Source organism: Zunongwangia sp. HGR-M22, from assembly GCF_027594425.1.
Lineage (GTDB): Bacteria > Bacteroidota > Bacteroidia > Flavobacteriales > Flavobacteriaceae > Zunongwangia.
On sequence record NZ_CP115159.1, the window covers coordinates 405,132 to 426,542 of the forward strand.

Genomic DNA, 21,411 nt, shown 5'->3' on the forward strand with positions numbered 1-21,411 from the left:
AATTGATTAAAACTAGCTAAAATCTTACCATTATTTTAAAATATTTAAGTAGTAATTGCCATCTACCTTACTAACTTTGTAAATAGCTAAAACCAAAAGTTATGAGCAACAATTCCAGAAAAAGAAGGGAAGCATTAGTTTATCATGCTAAACCTAAACCAGGGAAAATTGAGGTTGTCCCGACAAAAAAATATGCTTCACAGCGCGATCTTTCATTAGCTTATTCGCCGGGAGTAGCAGAACCTTGTCTAGAAATCGAAAAAGATAAAGAAAACGCATATAAATACACCACCAAAGGAAATCTTGTTGCTGTTATAAGTAATGGTACTGCAGTTTTAGGCCTTGGCGATATAGGCCCTGAAGCTTCTAAACCCGTAATGGAAGGAAAAGGTTTACTTTTTAAAATCTTCGCAGATATCGATGTTTTTGATATTGAGGTGGATACTAAAAATGTAGATGCTTTTATCGAAACCGTTAAAAATATAGCGCCTACTTTTGGAGGAATTAATCTTGAAGATATCAAAGCTCCTGAAGCTTTTGAAATTGAAAAAAGATTAAAAGAGGAATTAGATATTCCTGTAATGCACGACGATCAGCACGGTACTGCGATAATCTCAGCAGCAGCATTATTAAATGCCGTAGAGCTTGCCAAGAAAAAAATGTCGAAGGTTAAAATCGTAGTAAGCGGAGCCGGTGCAGCGGCAGTCTCTTGTACGAAGTTATACAAACTTCTTGGAGCTAAAACAGAAAATATTGTGATGCTGGATAGTAAAGGAGTAATTAGAAAAGATCGTCCTAACCTTTCTGAAGAGAAATTAGAATTTGCTACCGAGCGTGATTTAAATACGTTAGATGATGCGATGAAGGGAGCTGATGTATTCATCGGCCTATCTATTGCAGATATTGTGTCCCCAGAAATGTTAGAAAGTATGGCAAAACGACCTATCGTTTTTGCTATGGCGAATCCAAATCCTGAGATCGATTATCAACTAGCCATGGATACTCGTAAAGATGTAATTATGGCCACTGGTCGTAGTGATCATCCTAATCAGGTAAATAATGTTTTAGGATTTCCATTTATTTTCCGCGGTGCTTTAGATGTTAGAGCGACGAAAATTAATGAGGAAATGAAAATGGCTGCCGTAAAAGCTTTAGCAGAATTGGCTAAAGAACCGGTGCCTGAACAGGTAAATATTGCTTACGGCGAAACCCGTTTAAATTTTGGTCCAGACTATATAATACCAAAGCCATTTGATCCAAGACTGATTGCCAAAGTTCCGCCGGCTGTAGCAAAAGCAGCTATGGAAAGCGGTGTAGCTAGGCAGGATATTACAGATTGGCAAAAGTATGAAGATGAGCTGCTAGAGCGAATGGGAAGCGATAATAAGATCACCCGTTTACTTATGCAACGTGCAAAAACAAATCCTAAGCGTGTAATTTTTGCTGAAGCCGATCATTTAGATGTATTAAAAGCTGCGCAGATAGTGCATGACGAAGGGATCGCAATCCCTATTCTTCTTGGCCGTAGAGAGGTGATTAATGAATTAATGCGAGAAATAGATTTTGATGCTGATGTAGAAATCATCGATCCAAAATCTGATGAAGAAAAGGATAAACTTCAAAAATATGCTGAAGCTTATTTTGATACTAGAAATAGAAAAGGAGTAACGCTTTATGATGCGCAACGATTAATGCGCGAGCGAAATTATTTCGCTGCAATGATGGTAAATGTGGGCGATGCCGATGCTTTACTTTCAGGATATTCCAGAGCTTATCCAACGGTGGTAAAACCAATGCTTCAGTTAATAGGAATGGCGAAAGGTGTTTCTAGAGTTGCAGCAACAAATGTTATGAATACCAGTAGAGGTCCTATTTTTATTAGTGATACATCTATAAACATAGATCCTTCAGCTAAAGATTTGGCTAAGATCGCTCAATTAACCGCAAGAACGGTGAAATTATTTGGAATGGATCCCGTTATGGCGATGTTGTCTTACGCGAATTTTGGATCCTCAGATCATCCACAAGCAAGAAAGGTAAAAGATGCAGTGTCTTACTTACATCGTTATCATCCAGATTTATTGGTAGATGGGGAACTTCAATCAGATTTTGCATTGAATAAGGAAATGCTTCAAAGTAAATTTCCGTTTTCTAAATTGGCAGGGAAAAAAGTTAACACACTAATTTATCCAAATTTGGATTCAGCAAATAGTGCTTATAAACTTATCAAAGAGCTTAATAATACCGATTCTATTGGGCCAATTATGATGGGGATGAAAAAACCGGTTCACGTTCTTCAGCTAGGTGCTAGTGTAGAAGAAATGGTGAATATGGCTGCTGTTGCTGTAGTTGATGCACAGGAGAAAGAAAAAGCTGAAAAGGCTAAAAAATAGTTTTAACATAAAGATGATTTAAGGGGAAAAGCTTGCGTTTTTCCCCTTATTTTATTTTAGTACATTTGCGGCTTTAACTTTCGGTTACCGTATGATTCATCACTTAAAGGGCAAACTGGTAGAGAAGAATCCTACCTATGTTGTCGTAGATTGTAATGGCGTTGGTTATTTTGTCCATATCTCGCTGCATACATTTTCTAAAATACAAGACGAAGAGAATATTTCCCTTTTTACTCATTTACAGGTGAAAGAGGATTCTCACACCTTATTTGGCTTTCATGAAAAATCTGAAAGAGAAATCTTTAGGCTTCTTATTTCCGTAAGTGGTATAGGGGCTAATACTGCTCGATCTATGCTTTCGTCTTTAGAGCCTGTACAGATAAGAGATGCTATAGCATCTGGTGACGTAGCAACTATCCAGAGTATAAAAGGGATAGGCGCCAAAACGGCACAACGGGTTATTTTAGACCTAAAAGATAAGATTGTTAAAATATTTGGTATTGATGAGGTTTTTGTAGAACAAAGCAATACAAATAAAGAAGAAGCGTTATCTGCTTTAGAGACTTTGGGTTATGCTCGTAAGCAGGCAGATAAGGTTCTAAATAAGCTAATTAAAGAGCAGGAAGATCCAACGGTAGAAACTCTTATTAAATTAGCATTAAAAAACTTGTAGAGACATTGAGAAACAATTACCTAAGGTTTTTCACATCGATGCGTTTCCCTTCGCTGCTAGTATTGCTGTTGCTTTTAATTACTTCTAATTTATCTGCACAGCAGGAGGAAGAGGAAGAAACGCAACAGGATACCACACAAGCATTTTCGTTTGGCACTATATCTATGCCCGATCCCAGTGCTATACAATCTAAGTATGAGTATGATCCGGCTTTAGATTTATATTTTTACAAAAAGAGCCTGGGACAAACAAATATTGGTTTGCCATTAGTTCTTTCTCCAAAAGAATATCAAGAGCTTGTTATTAAAGAAGAAATGCAACAATATTTCAGGCTTAAAAACCAGGCATTATCTGGTAGGAGCGATAATGTTGAAGAGTTGCAACAGGATTTATTACCAGATTTTTATGTTAATTCAGATTTCTTCCAAAGTATATTCGGTGGGACAAATATTGATATTGCTCCACAAGGTTCAGTAGCGGTAGATCTTGGTGGATTATATACAAAACAGGATAATCCCGCTTTTTCGCCAAGAAACAGATCTAACTTTACATTCGATTTTGATCAGAGGATTCAGTTGTCGCTTTTGGGGCAGGTAGGTACTCGATTGGGAATTGTAGCTAATTTTGATACCGAGTCTACCTTCGATTTTCAGAATCAATTAAAACTGGAATACACGCCCAGCGAAGATGATATTGTTCAAAAGATTGAAGTAGGTAACGTAAATATGCCGCTTAATAATACCCTTATTCAAGGCGCACAAAGCTTGTTTGGTTTTAAAACACAACTTCAATTTGGTAAAACCAAAATAACAGGTGTTTTTTCAGAGCAGAATTCAGAGAGGCGAACGGTAAACGTAGAAGGTGGTGCAGCAGTAGAGAATTACGAAAAATTTGCTTTAGATTATGATGAAAATCGGCACTTTTTCTTAGCGCATTATTTTAGGGATAATTACAATAATTCGGTTAAGAATTATCCATTTGTAAGTAGCGGAATTCAGATTAAAAGAATTCAAGTTTGGATTACCAATAGAACCAATAATGTACAAAATCTTACCGATACCAGAAATATTGTCGCTATTCAGGATATCGGTGAAAGTCCGGTAGATGGGAATATAGGTTTAAACGTGGTTCCTTCAGGATTTTTTAATCAACCTGCTGGCGCTTATCCCGATAATGAAAATAACGATTTTAATCCCTTCGGAATAAATGGTGGTGCTCAGTCTGTTTTAAATTCGGCCATTCGTGATATTTCAACCGTAGAAAGTGGTTTTGGCAATGTTCAGGTTTCAGAAGGAATAGATTACGTGAAGTTGGAAAATGCACGGCAGTTGAATCCTGGTGAGTACACATTAAATCAGGATTTGGGATACATTACTTTAAACCAAAGACTAAATAATGATGAGGTTTTAGCGGTAGCATTTCAGTATACGGTAAACGGGCAGGTATTTCAGGTTGGGGAATTTGCAAATGATGGAGTAAATGCGACGGGAGACGAGTCACAACAACAGCAAGGACAAAACGATGCCAGGATAAGCCAAAATTTAGTGGTGAAAATGCTTAAAAGTACCATCACAAATGTGAACGAGCCTGTTTGGGATTTGATGATGAAAAACATTTATAGCCTGGGAGCTTATGATTTGGATCCTTCAGATTTTAGATTAAATATTTTATATACCGATCCTCAGCCCTTAAATTATATTAAACAAGCTGAAAATTCTTCAGTTCCGCTGCCAGAGGATGTCGTTGAAACACCACTCTTACGTGTTTTCAATTTAGATAATCTGAATACCAATAATGATCCAATAAATGGAGGGGATGGATTTTTTGATTTTGTACCCGGTTTTACAGTAGATGTCCAAAATGGACTGGTAATTTTTACCTCTGTTGAACCGTTTGGTGAATATTTATTTGAAAAGTTAGATAATACACCAAATAATAATCAGGAAATTTACTCAGAACCTTCTACCTGGAATGGCAATCAGAATAAGTATGTTTTCAGGTCACTTTATCGTACTACTAAAACGCAGGCAGAGCAAGAAGATGCAGATAAAAATAAATTTCAGTTAAAAGGACGTTACAAATCGGCAAATTTTGAAGGTATTCCAATAGGTTATAATGTTCCTCAAGGTTCGGTTACGGTTACAGCTGGTGGTAGATTACTGCAAGAAGGTGTGGATTATGTAGTGAATTACGATTTGGGAAGAGTACAGATTTTGGATGAAGCACTTTTAGCTTCAGATACGCCAATTCAGGTAAATACTGAAAGTAATGCATTATTTGGGCAACAATCTAAAAGATTTACCGGGATAAATGTAGAACATCAGTTTAATGAAGATTTGATCTTTGCAGGTACATTTTTAAATCTTAGAGAACGCCCGTTAACGCAAAAGGCAAACTATAGTTACGAGCCCATTAACAATACGATTTTGGGATTCAATTTCAATTATACCAAAGAAGTTCCTTTTCTCACAAGATTGGTGAATAAATTGCCAAATATTGATACCGATGTAAAATCGAATGTGTCGGTAAGAGGTGAATTTGCTTACTTACTCCCAGGTGCGCCAGCAGTTAATGATTTTGATGGCAAAGCAACAACATATATAGATGATTTTGAAGCTGCTCAAACTTCTATAGATATCAGTACACCTCTTAGTTGGGAGCTTTCTAGTGTACCAATTGGTTTTGGTGGAGAGTTGGCAAATGGCGACTTAAGTGTTGGCGATCGCAGGGCAAAACTTGCCTGGTACTCTATCGATCCAATTTTTTATAGTAGTCAGCGTCCTAGTGGTATTTCAGATGCCGATCTTAGTAGTTATGCAACACGTAGGGTAACTGTAGATGAGATTTTTCCTAATACAGATGTAGTCCAGGGGCAGGCTCAGGTTATTTATACCATGGATGTGGCTTATAATCCACAAGAGCGAGGGCCGTATAACTACAATCCTGCTGCTGCTGGAGGGAACACAATCCCTAACCCAGCAGGTAATTTTGGGGGAATGATGCGCGGTATTAATACTACTAATTTTGAACAATCTAATGTAGAATATATTCAGTTTTGGGTGATGGACCCATTTTTATACCAGGACAATCCTGATAATGTAAATAACGACGGTACGATTGTATTTAATTTAGGGAATATTAGTGAAGATGTTTTAAAAGATGGTAGGAAACAGTACGAAAATGGATTGCCGGTAGATGGCTCAGATTTAAATACTATAGAAACTACTTATGGTAGAGTTCCTTCAGATCAATCACTGGTTTATGCTTTCAGTTCGGAAGGAGAAGCTAGAGAAAATCAAGATGTAGGTTATGATGGTTTGGATGATATTCAGGAAGCTTTAAAATTCCCAGATTTTGGTAATCTTCCCGATCCTTCAGCAGATAATTACGAATATTTTTTAAGTGTAGATGGTGGCATTAGAGAGCGATATAAAAATTACAATGGTGTAGATGGAAACTCTCCAGACAATTCAGGAGCAAACGATCGCGGGAATACTACTTTGCCAACTACAGAAGATGTTAATCGTGATAATACTATGAATACGATTGACAGTTATTTTCAATACGAAGTTCCTTTTTTTAACGGAATGAATAGCGAGAATAATGAATATATCTCTGATACCAAAGAGCTAAGTGTAACGCTTTTAAATGGCCAAACCCAGCAGGTAAGATGGGTGCAATTTAAAGTGCCAATTTACGAGCCTACAGATGCTATCGGGGGAATAGCAGATTATCGTTCTATCCGATTTATGAGAATGTTTCTTACTGAATTTGAAAAACCAACTTTACTACGTTTTGGAACGATGGAATTGGTGCGTGGAGATTATCGTCGCTACAATGGTAATTTAGATGAAGAAAGTAATTTACCACAAGATTCTAATGTGCTTTTTGAAGTTACCGCAGTAAATATTGAAGAAAACGAGAACCGGGAGCCAATTCCGTATGTTTTGCCTCCGGGTGTAGTAAGAGAAGAACTGTATCAAAATAACACTAATATTAGACAAAATGAGCAGTCTCTATCTATGAGTGTTTGCGGATTACAACCTCAGGATGCTCGTGCTGTTTATAAAAATTTCCAGATAGATATGCGTCAGTATAAAAATTTGGAAATGTTCTTACATGCCGAGGCTTTACAGGGCCAAACATCGCCATTGGATGGCGAGTTGGTTGCGTTTTTAAGAATAGGAACCGATTTTACTGATAATTTTTATCAAATTGAAATTCCGTTATCTATTACTCAGGCCGGTAGTGTGAATCCTACAGAAATTTGGCCAGAATTAAATAGGTTAAATCTTCCGTTAGAATTACTGCAACAAGTAAAAACTGCAGTTTTGGGAGATCCGGCTTATAATACTACTCGTCTTAATTTCTTCGATGAGAATTTAGAGCCTCGAAATCCCGAGGATGCTTACGAAGCCGGAAGGTTAAGAATTGGTGTAAAAGGAAATCCGAGTTTTGGAAATGTAAGGTTAATAATGCTCGGAGTAAAGAACGGTGCAGATCGTAAAAGTTTGCAGGATATATGTGGGGAAGTTTGGTTTAATGAATTGCGACTTTCAGATTTGGATAACGAAGGTGGATGGGCCGGAGTTTTAAATATCGATACGAATTTGGCCGATTTTGCAACATTTTCTGCAACCGGAAGAAAAAGTACTGTTGGTTTTGGAACTTTAGATCAAGGGCCTAATCAGCGAAGCAGGGAAGATGCAGAGCAATATGATTTTGTAACCAATCTAAATATGGGGCAATTGCTGCCGCAAAATTGGGGACTCAAAATTCCGGTAAACTATAGTAGGGGAGAAGAGCTGATTACGCCAAAATACGATCAGGAATTTTTAGATATCGAGTTAGATAATAGGCTTGCAGCTATAACTAATCCTGAAGAACGAGATCGCGTTAAAAAGCAATCGCAAACTTATACTAAGCGTGAGAGTATAAATCTTATAGGTTTAAGAAAAGAACGTACAGGAGAATCTAAACCACAGCCTTACGACGTGGAGAATTTTGCTTTTTCGGGTTCTTATAATCAGGTTGATTATCGTGATTTTGAAATTGAAGAATCTTTAGATCAAAATGTAAGAACGGGTGCTACGTATCAATTCAATTTTGCGCCTAAAAAAGTAGAGCCTTTCAAAAATATTACGGCTTTAGATAGTAGTGATTATTTCTCTTTGATTAAAGATTTCAATTTAAACCTCCTGCCTACCAATATAAATGCCAGTGCAAATTATCTTAGACAGTATACACAGCAACAATTTAGATCTTTAGAATTGAGCGATAATGATATTGGAATCCCTACGCTTTATCAAAGAAATTATTTATTTGATTGGGAATATGGGATTAATTATAATCTAACCGAAGCTTTAAATTTCAGTTTTAATGCATCTAACAACAGGATTGTAAGAAATTATATCGACGAAGAGGGAAATGCCGATAATACGATTGGAATTTGGGATGACTATTTTAATGTAGGAGAACCTAACTTCCATTATCAAACGCTTCAACTTAATTATGAGGTTCCGCTAAATAAAATACCAGTTTTTGAATTTTTAAAGACGTCTTATTCGTATACCGGAGACTTCCAGTGGCAAAGAGGGTCGCGTATTTTACAAAATTTGGATGGTGTTCCTGATATTGGTAATTCTGTTCAGAATTCAAATTCGCATCAAATAACTGCAAATATGGATTTGCAAAAACTTTATAACTACGTAGGGCTTCGTAAGAAAGATGCTAAAAAAGGAACTTCTATCGCCGAGCGTAGTTTGGGAGTACCTACGCTGCAGCCGCCAGGAGCTAATGAAAAACCAGCGCGTTCCAGTAAAAGTGCTTCGGGTAATAAAGCTGTAAATACGCTTATTGATGTTGTAACAGCTGTAAAGCGACTTCAGGTTAATTATCGAAATAATCAAGGAACCTTCTTGCCTGGTTATACTCGTAGTATAGGATTTATGGGATCTTTAAAACCTTCCGCAGGATTTACTTTTGGGATGCAGGATGAAATTCGCTACGAAGCTGCAAGGAGAGGTTGGTTAACTTTGTATCAAAATTTTAATCAGCAGTTTACAACCATAGAAAATGAAGAATTAAGTGCGCAAGCGTCGGTAGACCTTTTGCCAGATTTAACTATAGAGCTTACAGGAAAGAAATTGTATTCTGAAACCTTTTCTGAAAATTTTCAGGTAGATCCACAAAGCTTAGAATATCAATCTTTAACGCCATACACTTTTGGTAACTTCAATATTTCAACGATTTTAATAAAAACTGCCTTTAAGCAAAGTGACGAGCGGTCTTCAGAAACTTTCCAGAAATTTAGAGAAAATCGATTGGAAGTTGCAAGAAGACTCGCTGTAGAAAAAGGTTTAGATCCTAATAATGTAGATGAATCGGGATATCCTGTAGGTCTGGGGAAAACCAATCAGGCAGTATTGTTGCCTGCTTTCATTTCGGCATACTCCGGAACTTCCGCAGAAAATGTAAAGCTTGGTGCTTTTAGAGATGTGCCATTACCTAACTGGAATCTTAAGTATACTGGATTAATGCGTTTGGAATGGTTTAAAAGAAGTTTTAGACGATTCTCACTTAGCCATGGTTATAAATCCAATTATACCATCAACCAATTTCAAACCAATTTGGATTACGATGAGGAGAATCCTTTTGAGACCAATCAGGCCGGAGATTTTAAAAATAGAACCTTGTTTTCGAATATTGTACTTTCAGAATTATTTACACCGCTCCTGCAAGTTGATCTTGAAACAAGTAATAATATCCAGTTTTTAGGAAGGTTAGAAAAAGATCGACAGCTTTCCTTAAGTTTTGATAATAATATTCTAACAGAGATTACAGGAAATCAATATACCTTAGGAATGGGGTATCGTTTAAAGGATATGAAAATTGTTACAGCACTTGGTGGTCGTCGCCGGGTTTTAAGTAGCGATTTAAATTTTAAAGCAGACGTTTCTTATAGAAGAAATAAAACTATTGTACGCTATTTAGATTTATTGAATAATCAGGTAATTGCCGGGCAGGACATTTGGTCGATCAATTTTGTGACCGATTATGCGATTACAAAGAATCTAACGGCTTTATTTTATTATGAGCATACATTCTCTGAGTATGCAGTTTCGACGGCTTTTCCGCAAACTACAATACGCTCAGGGATAACATTACGATATAATTTCGGAAATTAGTGTTTGCCTATTTGAACAATTACCCGAAAAAATTAACTTTGTCGCTATATAAAACATAACTATGAATATTCCAGAGGATTTAAAGTACACCAGAGACCACGAGTGGGTTAAAATTGATGGTGACATTGCAACTGTAGGTATCACAGATTTTGCACAAGGTGAGTTGGGAGATATTGTTTACGTTGAGGTAGAATCTGTAGACGAATCTCTAGACCGCGAAGACGTATTTGGTACCGTAGAGGCTGTAAAAACAGTTTCAGATCTTTATTTACCACTTACGGGAGAGATTATTGAGTTTAATGATAGTCTGGAAGATGAGCCGGAAAAGGTAAATAACAATCCCTATACCGACGGTTGGATGATTAAGATTAAGTTTTCTGAAATTTCTGAACTTGAAGATCTTCTTACTGCCCAAGAATATAAAGAAATAATCGGTGGCTAAAATTGCCTTTTTTTTGGCAGGAGCTTACACGGCAACGCTGCTTTTTTTCTCGTTGTATAAAATTACACCAGAATTTGAAGTAGGAGGATTTAGTGTAACCGATAAGATGCTACATGCATCTGCCTATTTAATGTTGTTTGTGTTTTGGAATTTGGCTTTTTTTCTAAAATCTAATACAGAAACAGCATATAAGTCGACAGTAGTTAAAATAAGTTTAGCTTGTATTGCTTTTGGTATGTTAATTGAGGTCTTACAAGGGACGCTTACTAGTTATAGACAAGCCGACTGGTGGGATGTTGTCGCAAATTCAACCGGTGTTTTAATAGCATCATTTCTTTTTTTAGCTTTTGAGGGACCACTCAAAAAGGTTAAAAACTGATATTTGTTTAATTTTTTGGAAAAAATATTTATTTTAGCAAACCTTATTAATCAATAACCATTATGGAACCTAAGAAAAATCCTAAAGCAGATTTGTCCAGAAGAAGCGTATTGTTTCTTCAATTAGGTCTAATATTGGTTCTTTTTGTAACCTGGCAGGCTATCGAATGGAAGACTTATGACAAGTCTGATATCGACACCGGAATGGTACAGATGGATCAATTAGAAGACGAAGAAATTCCAATTACTCAAATGCAAAACACGCCTCCACCACCACCGCCACCACCACCGGCGCCAGAGGTAATCGAAGTTGTGGAAGACGAGGAAGAAGTAGAAGAAGATGAAATCGAATCTACAGAAACCAGTCTTGAAGACATCGTAGAGGTAGAGGAAGTGGTTGAAGCGCCTTCTGAAGAAGAGGTTGCAGATGTTCCTTTCTCTGTAATTGAAGATGTGCCAATTTTCCCAGGATGTGAGAACCTTAAGAACAATGATGAGCGTAAAGCTTGTATGAGTGAAAAAGTTCAGAAATTTGTAGTTAAAGAGTTCGATACAGATTTAGGGTCAGAGCTTGGATTATCTGGTATTACGCGAGTAATTGTGCAGTTTAAAATTAATAAACAAGGTAATATTACCGAGGTTAGAGCTCGTGCTCCACACCCTAGATTAGAACAGGAAGCAGCTAGAGTTGTTAACAAATTACCTAAAATGCAACCTGGTAAACAAAGAGGTAAGCCAGTAGGTGTGGTTTATTCTTTACCAATTGTTTTCCAAATTCAGGATTAAAAAAATTACTTTTTATAATATTTTTAAGAAATCCCGGTAAATCCGGGATTTCTTTATTTCAGGATAGCGTTAAATAGCGTATCTTTCGACCCGAAAAATCTTTTATCCTGGTATGAAGTATCTTCTACTTCCAATTCTATTCTTCTCTTTTTGTGGTTTGTATTCTCAGAATGCTGAGGTTTATCCCGTTTTTCCGGAGTGTGAAACTGTGAACTATAGTGCTTCTGAAGCTTGTTTTAATGCTACTTTAACTGAATTTGTGGTAGAGCGTTTCCAAGTGCCATCTGCTTTAAAAGAGAAAAAGTATAACGGACAAATTACTGTGATTTTTGAAGTAAACAGAAACGGGGCTTTTCGTGTAATTTACGTTGATGCAGCCTATGAAAGCTTAAAAAAGGAAATAGAAAGAGTGTTTTCTCTTTTGCCGCAAATCCAGCCGGCAATGTACAATGCAGAGCCCACTTATATGCAATTTCGATTGCCTATTAATGTTCCTTTGGAAAGCAATTTAATACAAGAAGTGCGTAGTGAAAATATCACTTCAGTTGAAGCTCCTGTAATCGCTCAGGAGTATAAAGAAGATTTTACTGAAAACGAATTGGTAAAGGCTGCCAATGAGTATGATTCAATTGAATCTAAAATCTTCACCAATCCTCGTTATAATAGCAATATCAATATTCCGCTTTCTCACGAATATTATTCCAGATTCGATGCGGCACTTAACCAAATAGGAACAAATACGCATACTGCTTCAAAACCATTTTTGTTTAAAGATGTTTCTGAATATTACGATTTAGAGGGAGATTCAAGACGTTTATTTCAAGATCGAAAAACATTAGTGGGGCGTAAAATCTGGAATGAGCATATGGTTCGGTTTGAGGCTGATGATTATTGGTTTACATTCGATTTTGCTTTAGATCTTCAGTTGGGTAAAGATTTTAATGATGATAGCAGAGACTATACTTACAATAATACTCGAGCTGCTATTTTTCAGGGTGGGCTTGGCAAGAATCTAAATTTCTATGCGGTAGTCTACGAAAATCAAGGCCAGTTTGCTGGATATTATAATAATTGGGCAGAGTCTCTTCGGCCGGCTGGTGGCGATCCAGCTATCATCCCTGCACGTGGAATTGCGAAGCCATTTGGAGATAATGCCTATGATTATCCTGTTGCTGAAGGTTATATTTCCTATAGTCCTTCAAAATTTTTTAATGTTCAGTTCGGGCATGGTAAAAATTTTATAGGAGATGGTTATCGTTCTTTGTTGATGAGTGATGTTGCTTCTCCTTTCCCTTATTTAAAATTAGATACTGAATTTTGGAAATTGAAATATACCAATACCTGGATGTCTTTACGCGATGTGCGTCCAGAGGTTAATGATAATGGTAGTTTTAAAACTAAATTCATGGCTAATCATTATTTAAGTTTGAATGTTACAAAACGTCTTAATATTGGTTTGTTTGAGTCTGTAATTTGGGAGAGTGATAATGATCGAGGTTTTGATCTTAATTATTTGAATCCAGTTATTTTCTACAGAGCGATAGAATTCTCTACGGGACCTAACGGGGGTAATGCTTTAATAGGGCTTACGGCAAAATATAAAATTAATAATCAGTTAAATGCTTATGGGCAATGGATTATTGATGAATTTTCTTCTTCTGATATTTTTGGAGGGAAAAAGAGTTGGAAGAATAAATTGGGTTATCAATTGGGATTGAAATACTTTAATGCATTCGACGTTCCTAATCTTTTCCTTCAGTTAGAATACAATCAGGTTCGACCTTATACTTATTCGCATAGAAAACCCGTTTTAAACTATGGCCATGCCAATCAATCCATGGCGCATCTATGGGGAGCGAATTTTAGAGAAATAATTGCCATTGGTAGGTATAAGAAAGATCGTTGGTATGGAATGGCAAAAATGATCTACGGAAAAAGGGGTTTTGACTATAATTCTTTTGAAGACCCTTTTTCATATGGAGAAAATATTTACCGAAGTTATAGAGAGAGGCCTTTTGATGATGGTGTGAAGATAGGGCAGGGTAACACTGGTATTTCCTTATTTGGTCAATTAGAAGCAGGGTACATTATTAATCCGGAAACCAATTTGAAGCTATACGGTAGTTTTATTTATAGAAATATGAATACCGACATGAATACAGTGAATAACTTCGATATTTCTACCACTTGGCTTAACTTTGGAATACGTACAGATATTTTTAACTGGTACTACGATTACTAGAGTTTTAAGCTTGCTAAAAAATTAACAATTGTACGGCCTTGCCAAAACCTAATTAAGGAGTATCTTTGCGCCAATTGTAAAAAGTAGTTTTTGAGCAGCGCAGGCGTACATAGTACTTCCACTTCAATATTATCGGATTTTAAGGAAATAACCAAAATGCGTCTTGCAATTAGTGTGGTTTTTTCTTCTGTTGCTGGCTATTTTTTAGGTGCTGAAACTGTTGATTTCGTAACGGTACTTCTTCTTGCTATTGGGGGATACCTCATGGTTGGTGCATCTAATGCGTATAATCAGATAATTGAACGGGATCTTGATGCATTGATGAATAGGACAAAAAATCGCCCTATTCCCGCAGGTAGAATGTCGATTACCAGTGCTTTTATTATCGCAAGCCTGTTTACTATTTTGGGATTAGTAGTGCTATATATTATTAACCCTAAAACAGCCATGTTTGGCGGTATTAGTATATTTTTATATGTAAGTATTTATACTCCGCTTAAAACTAAAACACCATTATCTGTTTTTGTTGGGGCCTTTCCTGGTGCAATTCCTTTTATGTTAGGATGGGTAGCAGCTTCGGGTAATTTTAGTATCGAGCCAGGTACACTATTTATGATCCAGTTTTTTTGGCAATTCCCGCATTTTTGGGCAATTGGATGGTGGTTATATGATGATTATAAAAAGGGAGGATTCTTTATGCTTCCCACTGGTAAAAGAGATAAGGGAACAGCAATACAAGTTATCTTGTATACAGTCTGGACAATATTAGTTTCTTTGATACCGGTATTTGGTGTGACAGGTAGATTATATCTTACACCGGTTTCGGGAATTATTATTTTAATTCTAGGATTGGGGATGCTTTATTATGCGCTAAAACTTTATAAATTGAAAACGGCAGAAGCAGCAAAACGTTTGATGCTTGCTAGTGTTTCGTATATCACTTTATTACAAATTGTTTATGTTTTGGATAAATTTATAAGAGAATGGATTTAACAAGAGGAAGTGAGAAAGATAGAAAGAATCGTGCAAAAAAGATGATGCTTCTGTTTGCTATAATTAGTATGGTAATGATGTTTGCAGGTCTTACGAGTGCTTACGTAGTGAGTAAAAGTAGACCTGATTGGCTTACGGAATTTGATTTACCTAAATCTTTCATATGGAGTACTATTGTTATTGTGGTTAGTAGTATCACGATGTTTTTAGCGAAAAAGAATATAATTGCAGGAAATAGAACTAATGGTACTGCTTTTTTAATTGGTACTTTAGTCTTAGCTTCTGTCTTTGTAGTGTTTCAATTTCAGGGTTTTGCAAGTATTGTAGAAGAAGGCTATTATTTTACTGGTAGTGAAAGTACAATTACGACAAGTTTTATATATGTGTTGGTTTTAGCGCATTTAGCCCACTTGGCGGGAGGTTTGGTTGTGCTTTTAGTGCTAATTTATAATCATTTTAAACAGCGCTACTACAACGGGCAAACACTTGGATTAGAGCTTGGTGCAACTTTTTGGCACTTCCTTGATCTACTGTGGGTTTACCTGTTTTTCTTTTTATATTTCTTTAGATAATAAAATTGCGTATTTTTGCGCATCACTTAAAATTAAATGACTTCTTCTTATGGACGCTACTGTTGTTAGAACAGGTACCGAAGGTAAAACTTGGGGCGGTGGTAACCAGCCACTTGGAGCCAGCTATGGTAAGTTGATGATGTGGTTTTTCATCCTTTCCGATGCACTTACATTCACAGGTTTTTTATCAGCTTATGGGTTTTCCAGATTCAAATTTGCAGATTCTTGGCCAATACCCGATGAGGTTTTCAATCACTTTCCTTTTTTACATGGGGTAGATGCACCAATGTACTACGTTGCATTAATGACATTTATTCTTATTTTCTCTTCTGTTACAATGGTGCTAGCTGTAGATGCTGGTCATCAAATGAAACAGGGTAAAGTGACTACTTATATGTTTTTAACCATTATTGGAGGATTGATCTTCCTTGGTTCTCAGGCATGGGAGTGGACTAATTTTATTCAGGGAGAATATGGAGCTCTAAAAACTAAAGGAGGTAAAATTCTTCAATTTGTAGATGGTGAAGGTCATCGAGTAGCTTTAGAAGATATTGCAGTAGCACACGAAGGAGAAAGAGTAACTCATGCCAACAACACCGGTGTTTGGTTTGAAGGTGAATCAACAGTTTCTGAATTTACACTAGAAGAAATAAAAGAAGGCTTCGCAGCTAACGATAATTTATTCATAAGAACTCTAGATTTTAACGAAGAAGGAGAAAAAAACATTTTATCCAGAGGGGATTCTCAAAAATGGTTAGATAATAATGCAGTTGGTATTGTTGAGGGCGCTAATTTAACAGAGAATGAATATGGTCCACCTTTATTCGCAGATTTCTTTTTCTTTATTACCGGTTTTCATGGTTTTCACGTACTTTCTGGAGTAATAATTAATGTTATTATCTTCTTCAATGTAATTGTTGGAACTTATGAGAGAAGAAGAAGTTATGAAATGGTAGAAAAGGTTGGTTTATACTGGCACTTTGTAGATTTAGTTTGGGTATTTGTATTTACTTTCTTTTACCTTGTTTAATTTTTTGAAGCGAAGAGATTATGGCACACGATAATACAGCACATCAGCACGAATCAAGTACAAAAAGAATATGGCAGGTATTTGCAATTCTTTCAGTAGTAACCATTGTGGAGGTGATATTGGGGATTTTAAGACCTCCTTTTTTAACTGAAACAACGGTAATAGGTATGCACCTATTAAACTGGATATTTATTATTCTAACCTTATACAAAGCATACTATATAGCATGGGCGTTTATGCACATGGAACACGAAACTAAAGGCTTAAGAAGAGCCGTAGTTTGGTCTGGTATCTTTTTAGCAATATATTTAATCTTTATACTTTTAACCGAAGGAGGATATATTTACGAAGTATATGAAAACGGTTATATAGCTTGGGATTTTTAATATAATCCAAAAGTTAAAATGTTAAGAAAAGGCGGTTTTGTAAAACCGTCTTTTTATTTTTGTACTCCTTTTCTGAATTGCTGTTATGAAGAAATTTTTTGTACTTACAGTACTCTTTGCACTCCCGATTATAGCCTATCTTTTTTTTGCCTCAGGTAAGAATAATTTTGCCAAGTTGCCGGTATTAACAGAGAATGTGACAGAAATTTCCAATTTGTCTACCTATAATGGGGATGCGGTTGCCTTAAGAGAGCATATTAGTGTAGTAGCCTTCTTCGGGAGTAATCTTGAAGAGTTTAGAGGAAATACCTTTAATTTGGATAAGAAAATCTTAGAGAAGTATTATGGTTTCGACGATTTTCAATTTGTAATCATACTGCCTGAAAGCGCAAGAAAAGATGCTGAAGCTTTTGCAAAAGAATTTGAAGGCATAACTAATGCAGAAGAATGGAAATTTATCTTTGGTTCCTCACAAGAAATTAAAGCTGTATTTAAAAGCTTCAAAAGTCCCTATCAACTTTCTGATAAATTATATTCTCCTTACGTTTTTATTGTAGATAAAGCTGGTAATTTACGTGGTAGAGATGATGATGACGGTAAAGATCTTTATGGTTATGATTCTAGGGATATTGCTGAACTAACCAATAAAATGAATGATGATGTTAAGGTGATTTTAGCGGAATACAGATTGGCTTTAAAAAAGAATAATGCAGATCGAGATTATTAGGATTATAATAGAAATTCGGTAAAATGAAGAAGAAATATTCGTACATAGGTGTAACCATTGTTATCTTAATTTTCGGGATTATTTTTATTCCTAAAATTATTGATAGGGTTAAAGATGGTGAGGTCGTATCTGCAGATCGACTTAACAAAGAAGGAACAAAGAAAAAATCAAAAAAATCGCCCGAGGTTGGTTTTGTTGAATTGAATGGAGAAAAAAGAAAAGCGCCAGATTTTGAATTTATCGATCAGCATGGTGATACCATCAGTAATCAAGACTATTTAGGGAAAGTATACGTTGTAGAATTTTTCTTTACAACCTGTCCAACAATTTGCCCTATAATGAGCGAGAATCTTGTTGAAGTTCAGGATCAATTAAAATCTCACGAAGATCAATTTGGTATAGCTTCTTTTTCAATAGATCCAGATCATGACACGCCTGAAGTTTTAGCTGAATACGCCGATCGCTATGGTGTAAGCAATCCAAACTGGCATTTAATGACGGGAGATCGTGACGATATTTATAAATTGGCCAACGCAGGATTTCAAACCTATGCAGGAGAAGATCCAAGCGTAAAGGGAGGTTTTATACATTCTGGAATGTTTGCTTTGATCGATAAAGAGGGCTATATACGATCAAGAAAAGATAAGTTTGGGAATCCTTTAATTTACTATAGAGGATTTGTAGAAAGAAATAAATCGATTGCTGAAGGTGAAGAAGAACCTCAAATCGATATGTTAATTGAAGATATCAAAACATTGTTGTGAAAAAAGCTTTAACTAAAACAGACAAAATAGCAATTCCTGTTATAATCGCACTATCGGTTTTAATCCCAATAGTGGTGCTTATTTTAATGAACTTGCCCGAAAGGTATAATCTTTTAGGAACAGAATCCGGAACTTTTCCGTTGTTTCATGCTGTGCTGAATGGATCTACGGCAGTTTTACTGCTTATGGGCTACTTTTTTATGAAGATAAATGAGTATAAACTTCATAGAAATGTAATGATCACTGCATTTCTTTTGTCATCCATATTTTTAGTAAGTTATGTGATTTCCAAAATTAGTAATGAGCCCGTACATTATGGAGGTGAGGGAATGCTTAAGTATGTGTATTTTTTCATCTTAATAACACACATAGCACTTTCAGCAATAATAATTCCTTTAGTGTTATTTACGATGTATCGCGGTTTGACTGCAGAATATGAAAAGCACAAGAAAATAGCGCGGTGGACCTTTCCTATCTGGCTTTATGTGGCCATAACCGGTGTTTTGGTCTACGTTTTTATGTTTCCGTATTATTAAACAACTTTAATATGAATATAAGAGCTAACAAAAAGTGGATAATTTCGTTTTTAATAATACTATTTATTCCTGTGGTTTCTAATGCCCAATGTGCAATGTGTAGAGCTGTTTTAGAAAGTGAAGCTTCTCAAAACGCTGCTGAAGGCATTAATGATGGTATTCTTTATTTAATGGTTTTTCCTTATTTACTCGTTGGCGGTTTGGGATACTATATTTACCGCTCTTATAGAAAAAGTAAGTCGCAGTCTTAAATCAAATTCTTTTTCTTAATAATTTTAAAAATTTCTGTAACATTTTGTAAAGATTTTAGTCTTATGGTTAAAGGCATTCATTTTGCTTCTAACCATCAATCAAAATGTTATGATCGAAATTAAAGATTTACACAAATCTTATAAAACAGGAAACAATTCTCTGCATGTCTTAAAGGGAATAAATTTTAATGTTGCTGAAGGGGAACTCGTTTCTATTATGGGCTCTTCAGGATCTGGTAAATCTACGCTGCTTAACATTCTTGGTATGCTCGATGAAGCAGACGAAGGATCCTATACATTAGATGGTGTGGCTATTAAAAATCTAAACGAAAAAATAGCTGCTCGTTACCGAAACAAGTTTTTGGGATTTATTTTCCAATCTTTCAATCTTATCAATTACAAATCTGCAGTAGATAATGTTGCGCTTCCACTTTATTACCAAGGGATAAAGCGTGGAGAGCGAATGGATAGGGCTGAAGCTTATTTAGAGAAAGTAGGCCTCGCCAAGTGGATGCATCACCTGCCAAATCAACTTTCTGGTGGGCAGAAGCAGCGAGTAGCAATAGCCAGAGCTTTAGCAAGTGATCCCAAAGTGCTTTTAGCAGATGAACCTACCGGAGCCTTAGATACTAAAACTTCTTACGAGGTCATGGATCTTATCCAAAAAATAAACGATGAGGGAAGAACTATTCTTATCGTAACACACGAGCATGATATTGCTGAAATGACCAAGCGAATTGTTAATCTAAAAGATGGATTAATTATCGATGATACTAAAGTTAATCAGGTAAGAGCTTTACAGAATGTTTGATTTAGAGCGTTGGCAGGAAATATTCGAAACGATAAGCAAGAATAAATTGCGAACGTTTTTAACCGGGCTTTCAGTTGCTTCAGGAATATTTATTCTTGTGATTCTTCTTGGTATTGGTGAAGGCATGAAGCATGGTATTGAAAAAGAATTTCAATCTGATGCTGCCAATGTGATTTATGTTTATCCCGGGGTAACTACCAAAGAATACAAAGGTTTGAATCCTGGCCGTCAAATTCAAATGAAAAATGAAGATTACGAGTTTACAAAACGGGATAACAAAAACGAATTAGAACTTAATTCTTCAATCTATCGTATTTGGTCTGGTATGATTACTTATGGTAAAGAGTCTGGTTCTTACAGAGTAGAAGGCGTTTATCCAGATTATCAATTTCTCGAAAATAGTAGTATGGTCCAAGGACGGTTTCTTAATCATAAAGATATTGAGGAATCAACGAAAATAGCCGTAATCGGAAATCGTGTAAAGCTCGATCTTTTCAAGGATTCAGATGATGTTATTGGACAATACGTAGAAATTTCAGGAATCAAATTTCAGGTAGTTGGTGTTTATACCGATCCCGGTGGAGAAAGAGAAGAAAGTCGGGTTTTTGTTCCAATCAAAACAGCACAAAAAGTTTTTAGTGGTGCTAATAATATCGATTTACTAAGTTTTACATTAGAACCTAAAGATACTTACGAAGAAGCGCTTGCAGCGTCAAACAGCTTCACGGATAAGGTAGAAACCTATTTAAAAGGAAAGCATACGGTAGCTCCAGATGATAACAGTGCCATAAGAGTAAACAATATGCTAGAGAATACTAAGCGATTTTATGATCTTATGGGGATGATCAAGATATTCTTTTGGGGAGTGGGTATCTGTACCATTATTGCCGGTGTGGTTGGTGTAAGTAATATAATGCTAATTATCGTCAAAGAACGTACTAGAGAAATTGGTGTAAGAAAAGCTTTGGGAGCCGAGCCACTTTCGATTATAGGGATGGTGCTTCACGAATCTATTTTTGTAACCTCCTTTGCGGGATTAACGGGATTAATTGCAGGATTAATTTTGTTGGATCTAGCAGGTCCTTTAATTCAAACAGATTTTTTGTATAACCCAACGGTTGATTTTAACGTTGCGCTATCTACAGTTGTAATATTGATAGTTGCGGGTGCTTTAGCAGGTTTTTTTCCTGCATACAGAGCAGCACGAATAAAACCAATTGTAGCTTTAAGAGACGAATAA

General features: G+C 36.1%; 17 protein-coding genes. All 17 read left to right on the forward strand.

The window, feature by feature from the left end; translation table 11 throughout:
* Window positions 1-101 precede the first annotated feature (101 nt).
* The 17 genes from PBT91_RS01775 to PBT91_RS01855 all read left to right on the forward strand — a co-directional run bounded on the left by PBT91_RS01775 (window position 102) and on the right by PBT91_RS01855 (window position 21,411).
* A complete protein-coding gene (locus PBT91_RS01775) occupies window positions 102-2,393 on the forward strand; it encodes an NADP-dependent malic enzyme (protein ID WP_270060101.1) in 2,292 nt (763 codons plus the stop codon).
* 91 nt (window positions 2,394-2,484) lie between these two features.
* Window positions 2,485-3,066: a Holliday junction branch migration protein RuvA gene (ruvA, locus tag PBT91_RS01780; RefSeq protein WP_270060102.1), complete on the forward strand. Its 582-nt coding sequence runs from the start codon at window positions 2,485-2,487 to the stop codon at window positions 3,064-3,066.
* A gap of 38 nt (window positions 3,067-3,104) precedes the next feature.
* Complete coding sequence (gene sov / locus PBT91_RS01785; RefSeq protein ID WP_270061408.1) at window positions 3,105-10,253, forward strand: T9SS outer membrane translocon Sov/SprA; 7,149 nt, start codon at window positions 3,105-3,107, stop codon at window positions 10,251-10,253.
* 61 nt (window positions 10,254-10,314) lie between these two features.
* The gene (gene gcvH, locus PBT91_RS01790; protein ID WP_270060103.1) at window positions 10,315-10,695 is read left to right on the forward strand and encodes a glycine cleavage system protein GcvH; all 381 of its coding nucleotides are present in this window, start codon (window positions 10,315-10,317) and stop codon (window positions 10,693-10,695) included.
* 13 nt (window positions 10,696-10,708) lie between these two features.
* A complete protein-coding gene (locus PBT91_RS01795; RefSeq protein ID WP_270060104.1) occupies window positions 10,709-11,074 on the forward strand; it encodes a VanZ family protein in 366 nt (121 codons plus the stop codon).
* Between the two features lie 62 nt (window positions 11,075-11,136).
* Window positions 11,137-11,859, forward strand: a complete 723-nt coding sequence (locus PBT91_RS01800; RefSeq protein ID WP_270060105.1) for an energy transducer TonB — start codon at window positions 11,137-11,139, stop codon at window positions 11,857-11,859.
* Window positions 11,860-11,971: 112 nt separating this feature from the next.
* Window positions 11,972-14,101, forward strand: coding sequence for a gliding motility protein RemB (locus PBT91_RS01805; protein ID WP_270060106.1), 2,130 nt, complete (start codon window positions 11,972-11,974; stop codon window positions 14,099-14,101).
* 90 nt (window positions 14,102-14,191) lie between these two features.
* On the forward strand, window positions 14,192-15,094 hold the full coding sequence (cyoE, locus tag PBT91_RS01810) for a heme o synthase (protein WP_270060107.1): 903 nt from the start codon (window positions 14,192-14,194) through the stop codon (window positions 15,092-15,094).
* Window positions 15,085-15,666 (forward strand): cytochrome c oxidase subunit 3, encoded by a 582-nt coding sequence (locus tag PBT91_RS01815; protein ID WP_270060108.1) that lies wholly within the window; start codon window positions 15,085-15,087, stop codon window positions 15,664-15,666. Before cyoE ends, PBT91_RS01815 begins: the two co-directional genes overlap by 10 nt.
* Before the next feature lie 49 nt (window positions 15,667-15,715).
* Window positions 15,716-16,696, forward strand: coding sequence for a cytochrome c oxidase subunit 3 (locus tag PBT91_RS01820; protein WP_270060109.1), 981 nt, complete (start codon window positions 15,716-15,718; stop codon window positions 16,694-16,696).
* A gap of 20 nt (window positions 16,697-16,716) precedes the next feature.
* Window positions 16,717-17,082, forward strand: coding sequence for a cytochrome C oxidase subunit IV family protein (locus PBT91_RS01825; RefSeq protein ID WP_270060110.1), 366 nt, complete (start codon window positions 16,717-16,719; stop codon window positions 17,080-17,082).
* A gap of 85 nt (window positions 17,083-17,167) precedes the next feature.
* Window positions 17,168-17,809 (forward strand): hypothetical protein, encoded by a 642-nt coding sequence (locus PBT91_RS01830; protein ID WP_270060111.1) that lies wholly within the window; start codon window positions 17,168-17,170, stop codon window positions 17,807-17,809.
* A 23-nt stretch (window positions 17,810-17,832) separates the two neighbouring features.
* Window positions 17,833-18,573, forward strand: a complete 741-nt coding sequence (locus PBT91_RS01835) for an SCO family protein (RefSeq protein WP_270060112.1) — start codon at window positions 17,833-17,835, stop codon at window positions 18,571-18,573.
* The gene (locus tag PBT91_RS01840) at window positions 18,570-19,109 is read left to right on the forward strand and encodes a DUF420 domain-containing protein (protein ID WP_270060113.1); all 540 of its coding nucleotides are present in this window, start codon (window positions 18,570-18,572) and stop codon (window positions 19,107-19,109) included. Before PBT91_RS01835 ends, PBT91_RS01840 begins: the two co-directional genes overlap by 4 nt.
* 11 nt (window positions 19,110-19,120) lie before the next feature.
* On the forward strand, window positions 19,121-19,360 hold the full coding sequence (locus PBT91_RS01845) for a hypothetical protein (RefSeq protein WP_270060114.1): 240 nt from the start codon (window positions 19,121-19,123) through the stop codon (window positions 19,358-19,360).
* Window positions 19,361-19,469: 109 nt separating this feature from the next.
* Window positions 19,470-20,171, forward strand: coding sequence for an ABC transporter ATP-binding protein (locus PBT91_RS01850; protein ID WP_270060115.1), 702 nt, complete (start codon window positions 19,470-19,472; stop codon window positions 20,169-20,171).
* Window positions 20,164-21,411: an ABC transporter permease gene (locus PBT91_RS01855; protein WP_270060116.1), complete on the forward strand. Its 1,248-nt coding sequence runs from the start codon at window positions 20,164-20,166 to the stop codon at window positions 21,409-21,411. The genes PBT91_RS01850 and PBT91_RS01855 overlap by 8 nt, the downstream gene beginning before the upstream one ends.

Excerpts from the sequence above, each read along its gene's own strand:
- PBT91_RS01775 (WP_270060101.1), top strand. The coding sequence starts at position 102 with ATGAGCAACAATTCCAGAAAAAGAAGGGAAGCATTAGTTTATCATGCT.
- ruvA (WP_270060102.1), top strand. The coding sequence starts at position 2,485 with ATGATTCATCACTTAAAGGGCAAACTGGTAGAGAAGAATCCTACCTAT.
- sov (WP_270061408.1), top strand. The coding sequence starts at position 3,105 with ATGCGTTTCCCTTCGCTGCTAGTATTGCTGTTGCTTTTAATTACTTCT.
- gcvH (WP_270060103.1), top strand. The coding sequence starts at position 10,315 with ATGAATATTCCAGAGGATTTAAAGTACACCAGAGACCACGAGTGGGTT.
- PBT91_RS01800 (WP_270060105.1), top strand. The coding sequence starts at position 11,137 with ATGGAACCTAAGAAAAATCCTAAAGCAGATTTGTCCAGAAGAAGCGTA.
- PBT91_RS01805 (WP_270060106.1), top strand. The coding sequence starts at position 11,972 with ATGAAGTATCTTCTACTTCCAATTCTATTCTTCTCTTTTTGTGGTTTG.
- PBT91_RS01815 (WP_270060108.1), top strand. The coding sequence starts at position 15,085 with ATGGATTTAACAAGAGGAAGTGAGAAAGATAGAAAGAATCGTGCAAAA.
- PBT91_RS01820 (WP_270060109.1), top strand. The coding sequence starts at position 15,716 with ATGGACGCTACTGTTGTTAGAACAGGTACCGAAGGTAAAACTTGGGGC.
- PBT91_RS01825 (WP_270060110.1), top strand. The coding sequence starts at position 16,717 with ATGGCACACGATAATACAGCACATCAGCACGAATCAAGTACAAAAAGA.
- PBT91_RS01830 (WP_270060111.1), top strand. The coding sequence starts at position 17,168 with ATGAAGAAATTTTTTGTACTTACAGTACTCTTTGCACTCCCGATTATA.
- PBT91_RS01835 (WP_270060112.1), top strand. The coding sequence starts at position 17,833 with ATGAAGAAGAAATATTCGTACATAGGTGTAACCATTGTTATCTTAATT.
- PBT91_RS01845 (WP_270060114.1), top strand. The coding sequence starts at position 19,121 with ATGAATATAAGAGCTAACAAAAAGTGGATAATTTCGTTTTTAATAATA.
- PBT91_RS01850 (WP_270060115.1), top strand. The coding sequence starts at position 19,470 with ATGATCGAAATTAAAGATTTACACAAATCTTATAAAACAGGAAACAAT.
- PBT91_RS01855 (WP_270060116.1), top strand. The coding sequence starts at position 20,164 with ATGTTTGATTTAGAGCGTTGGCAGGAAATATTCGAAACGATAAGCAAG.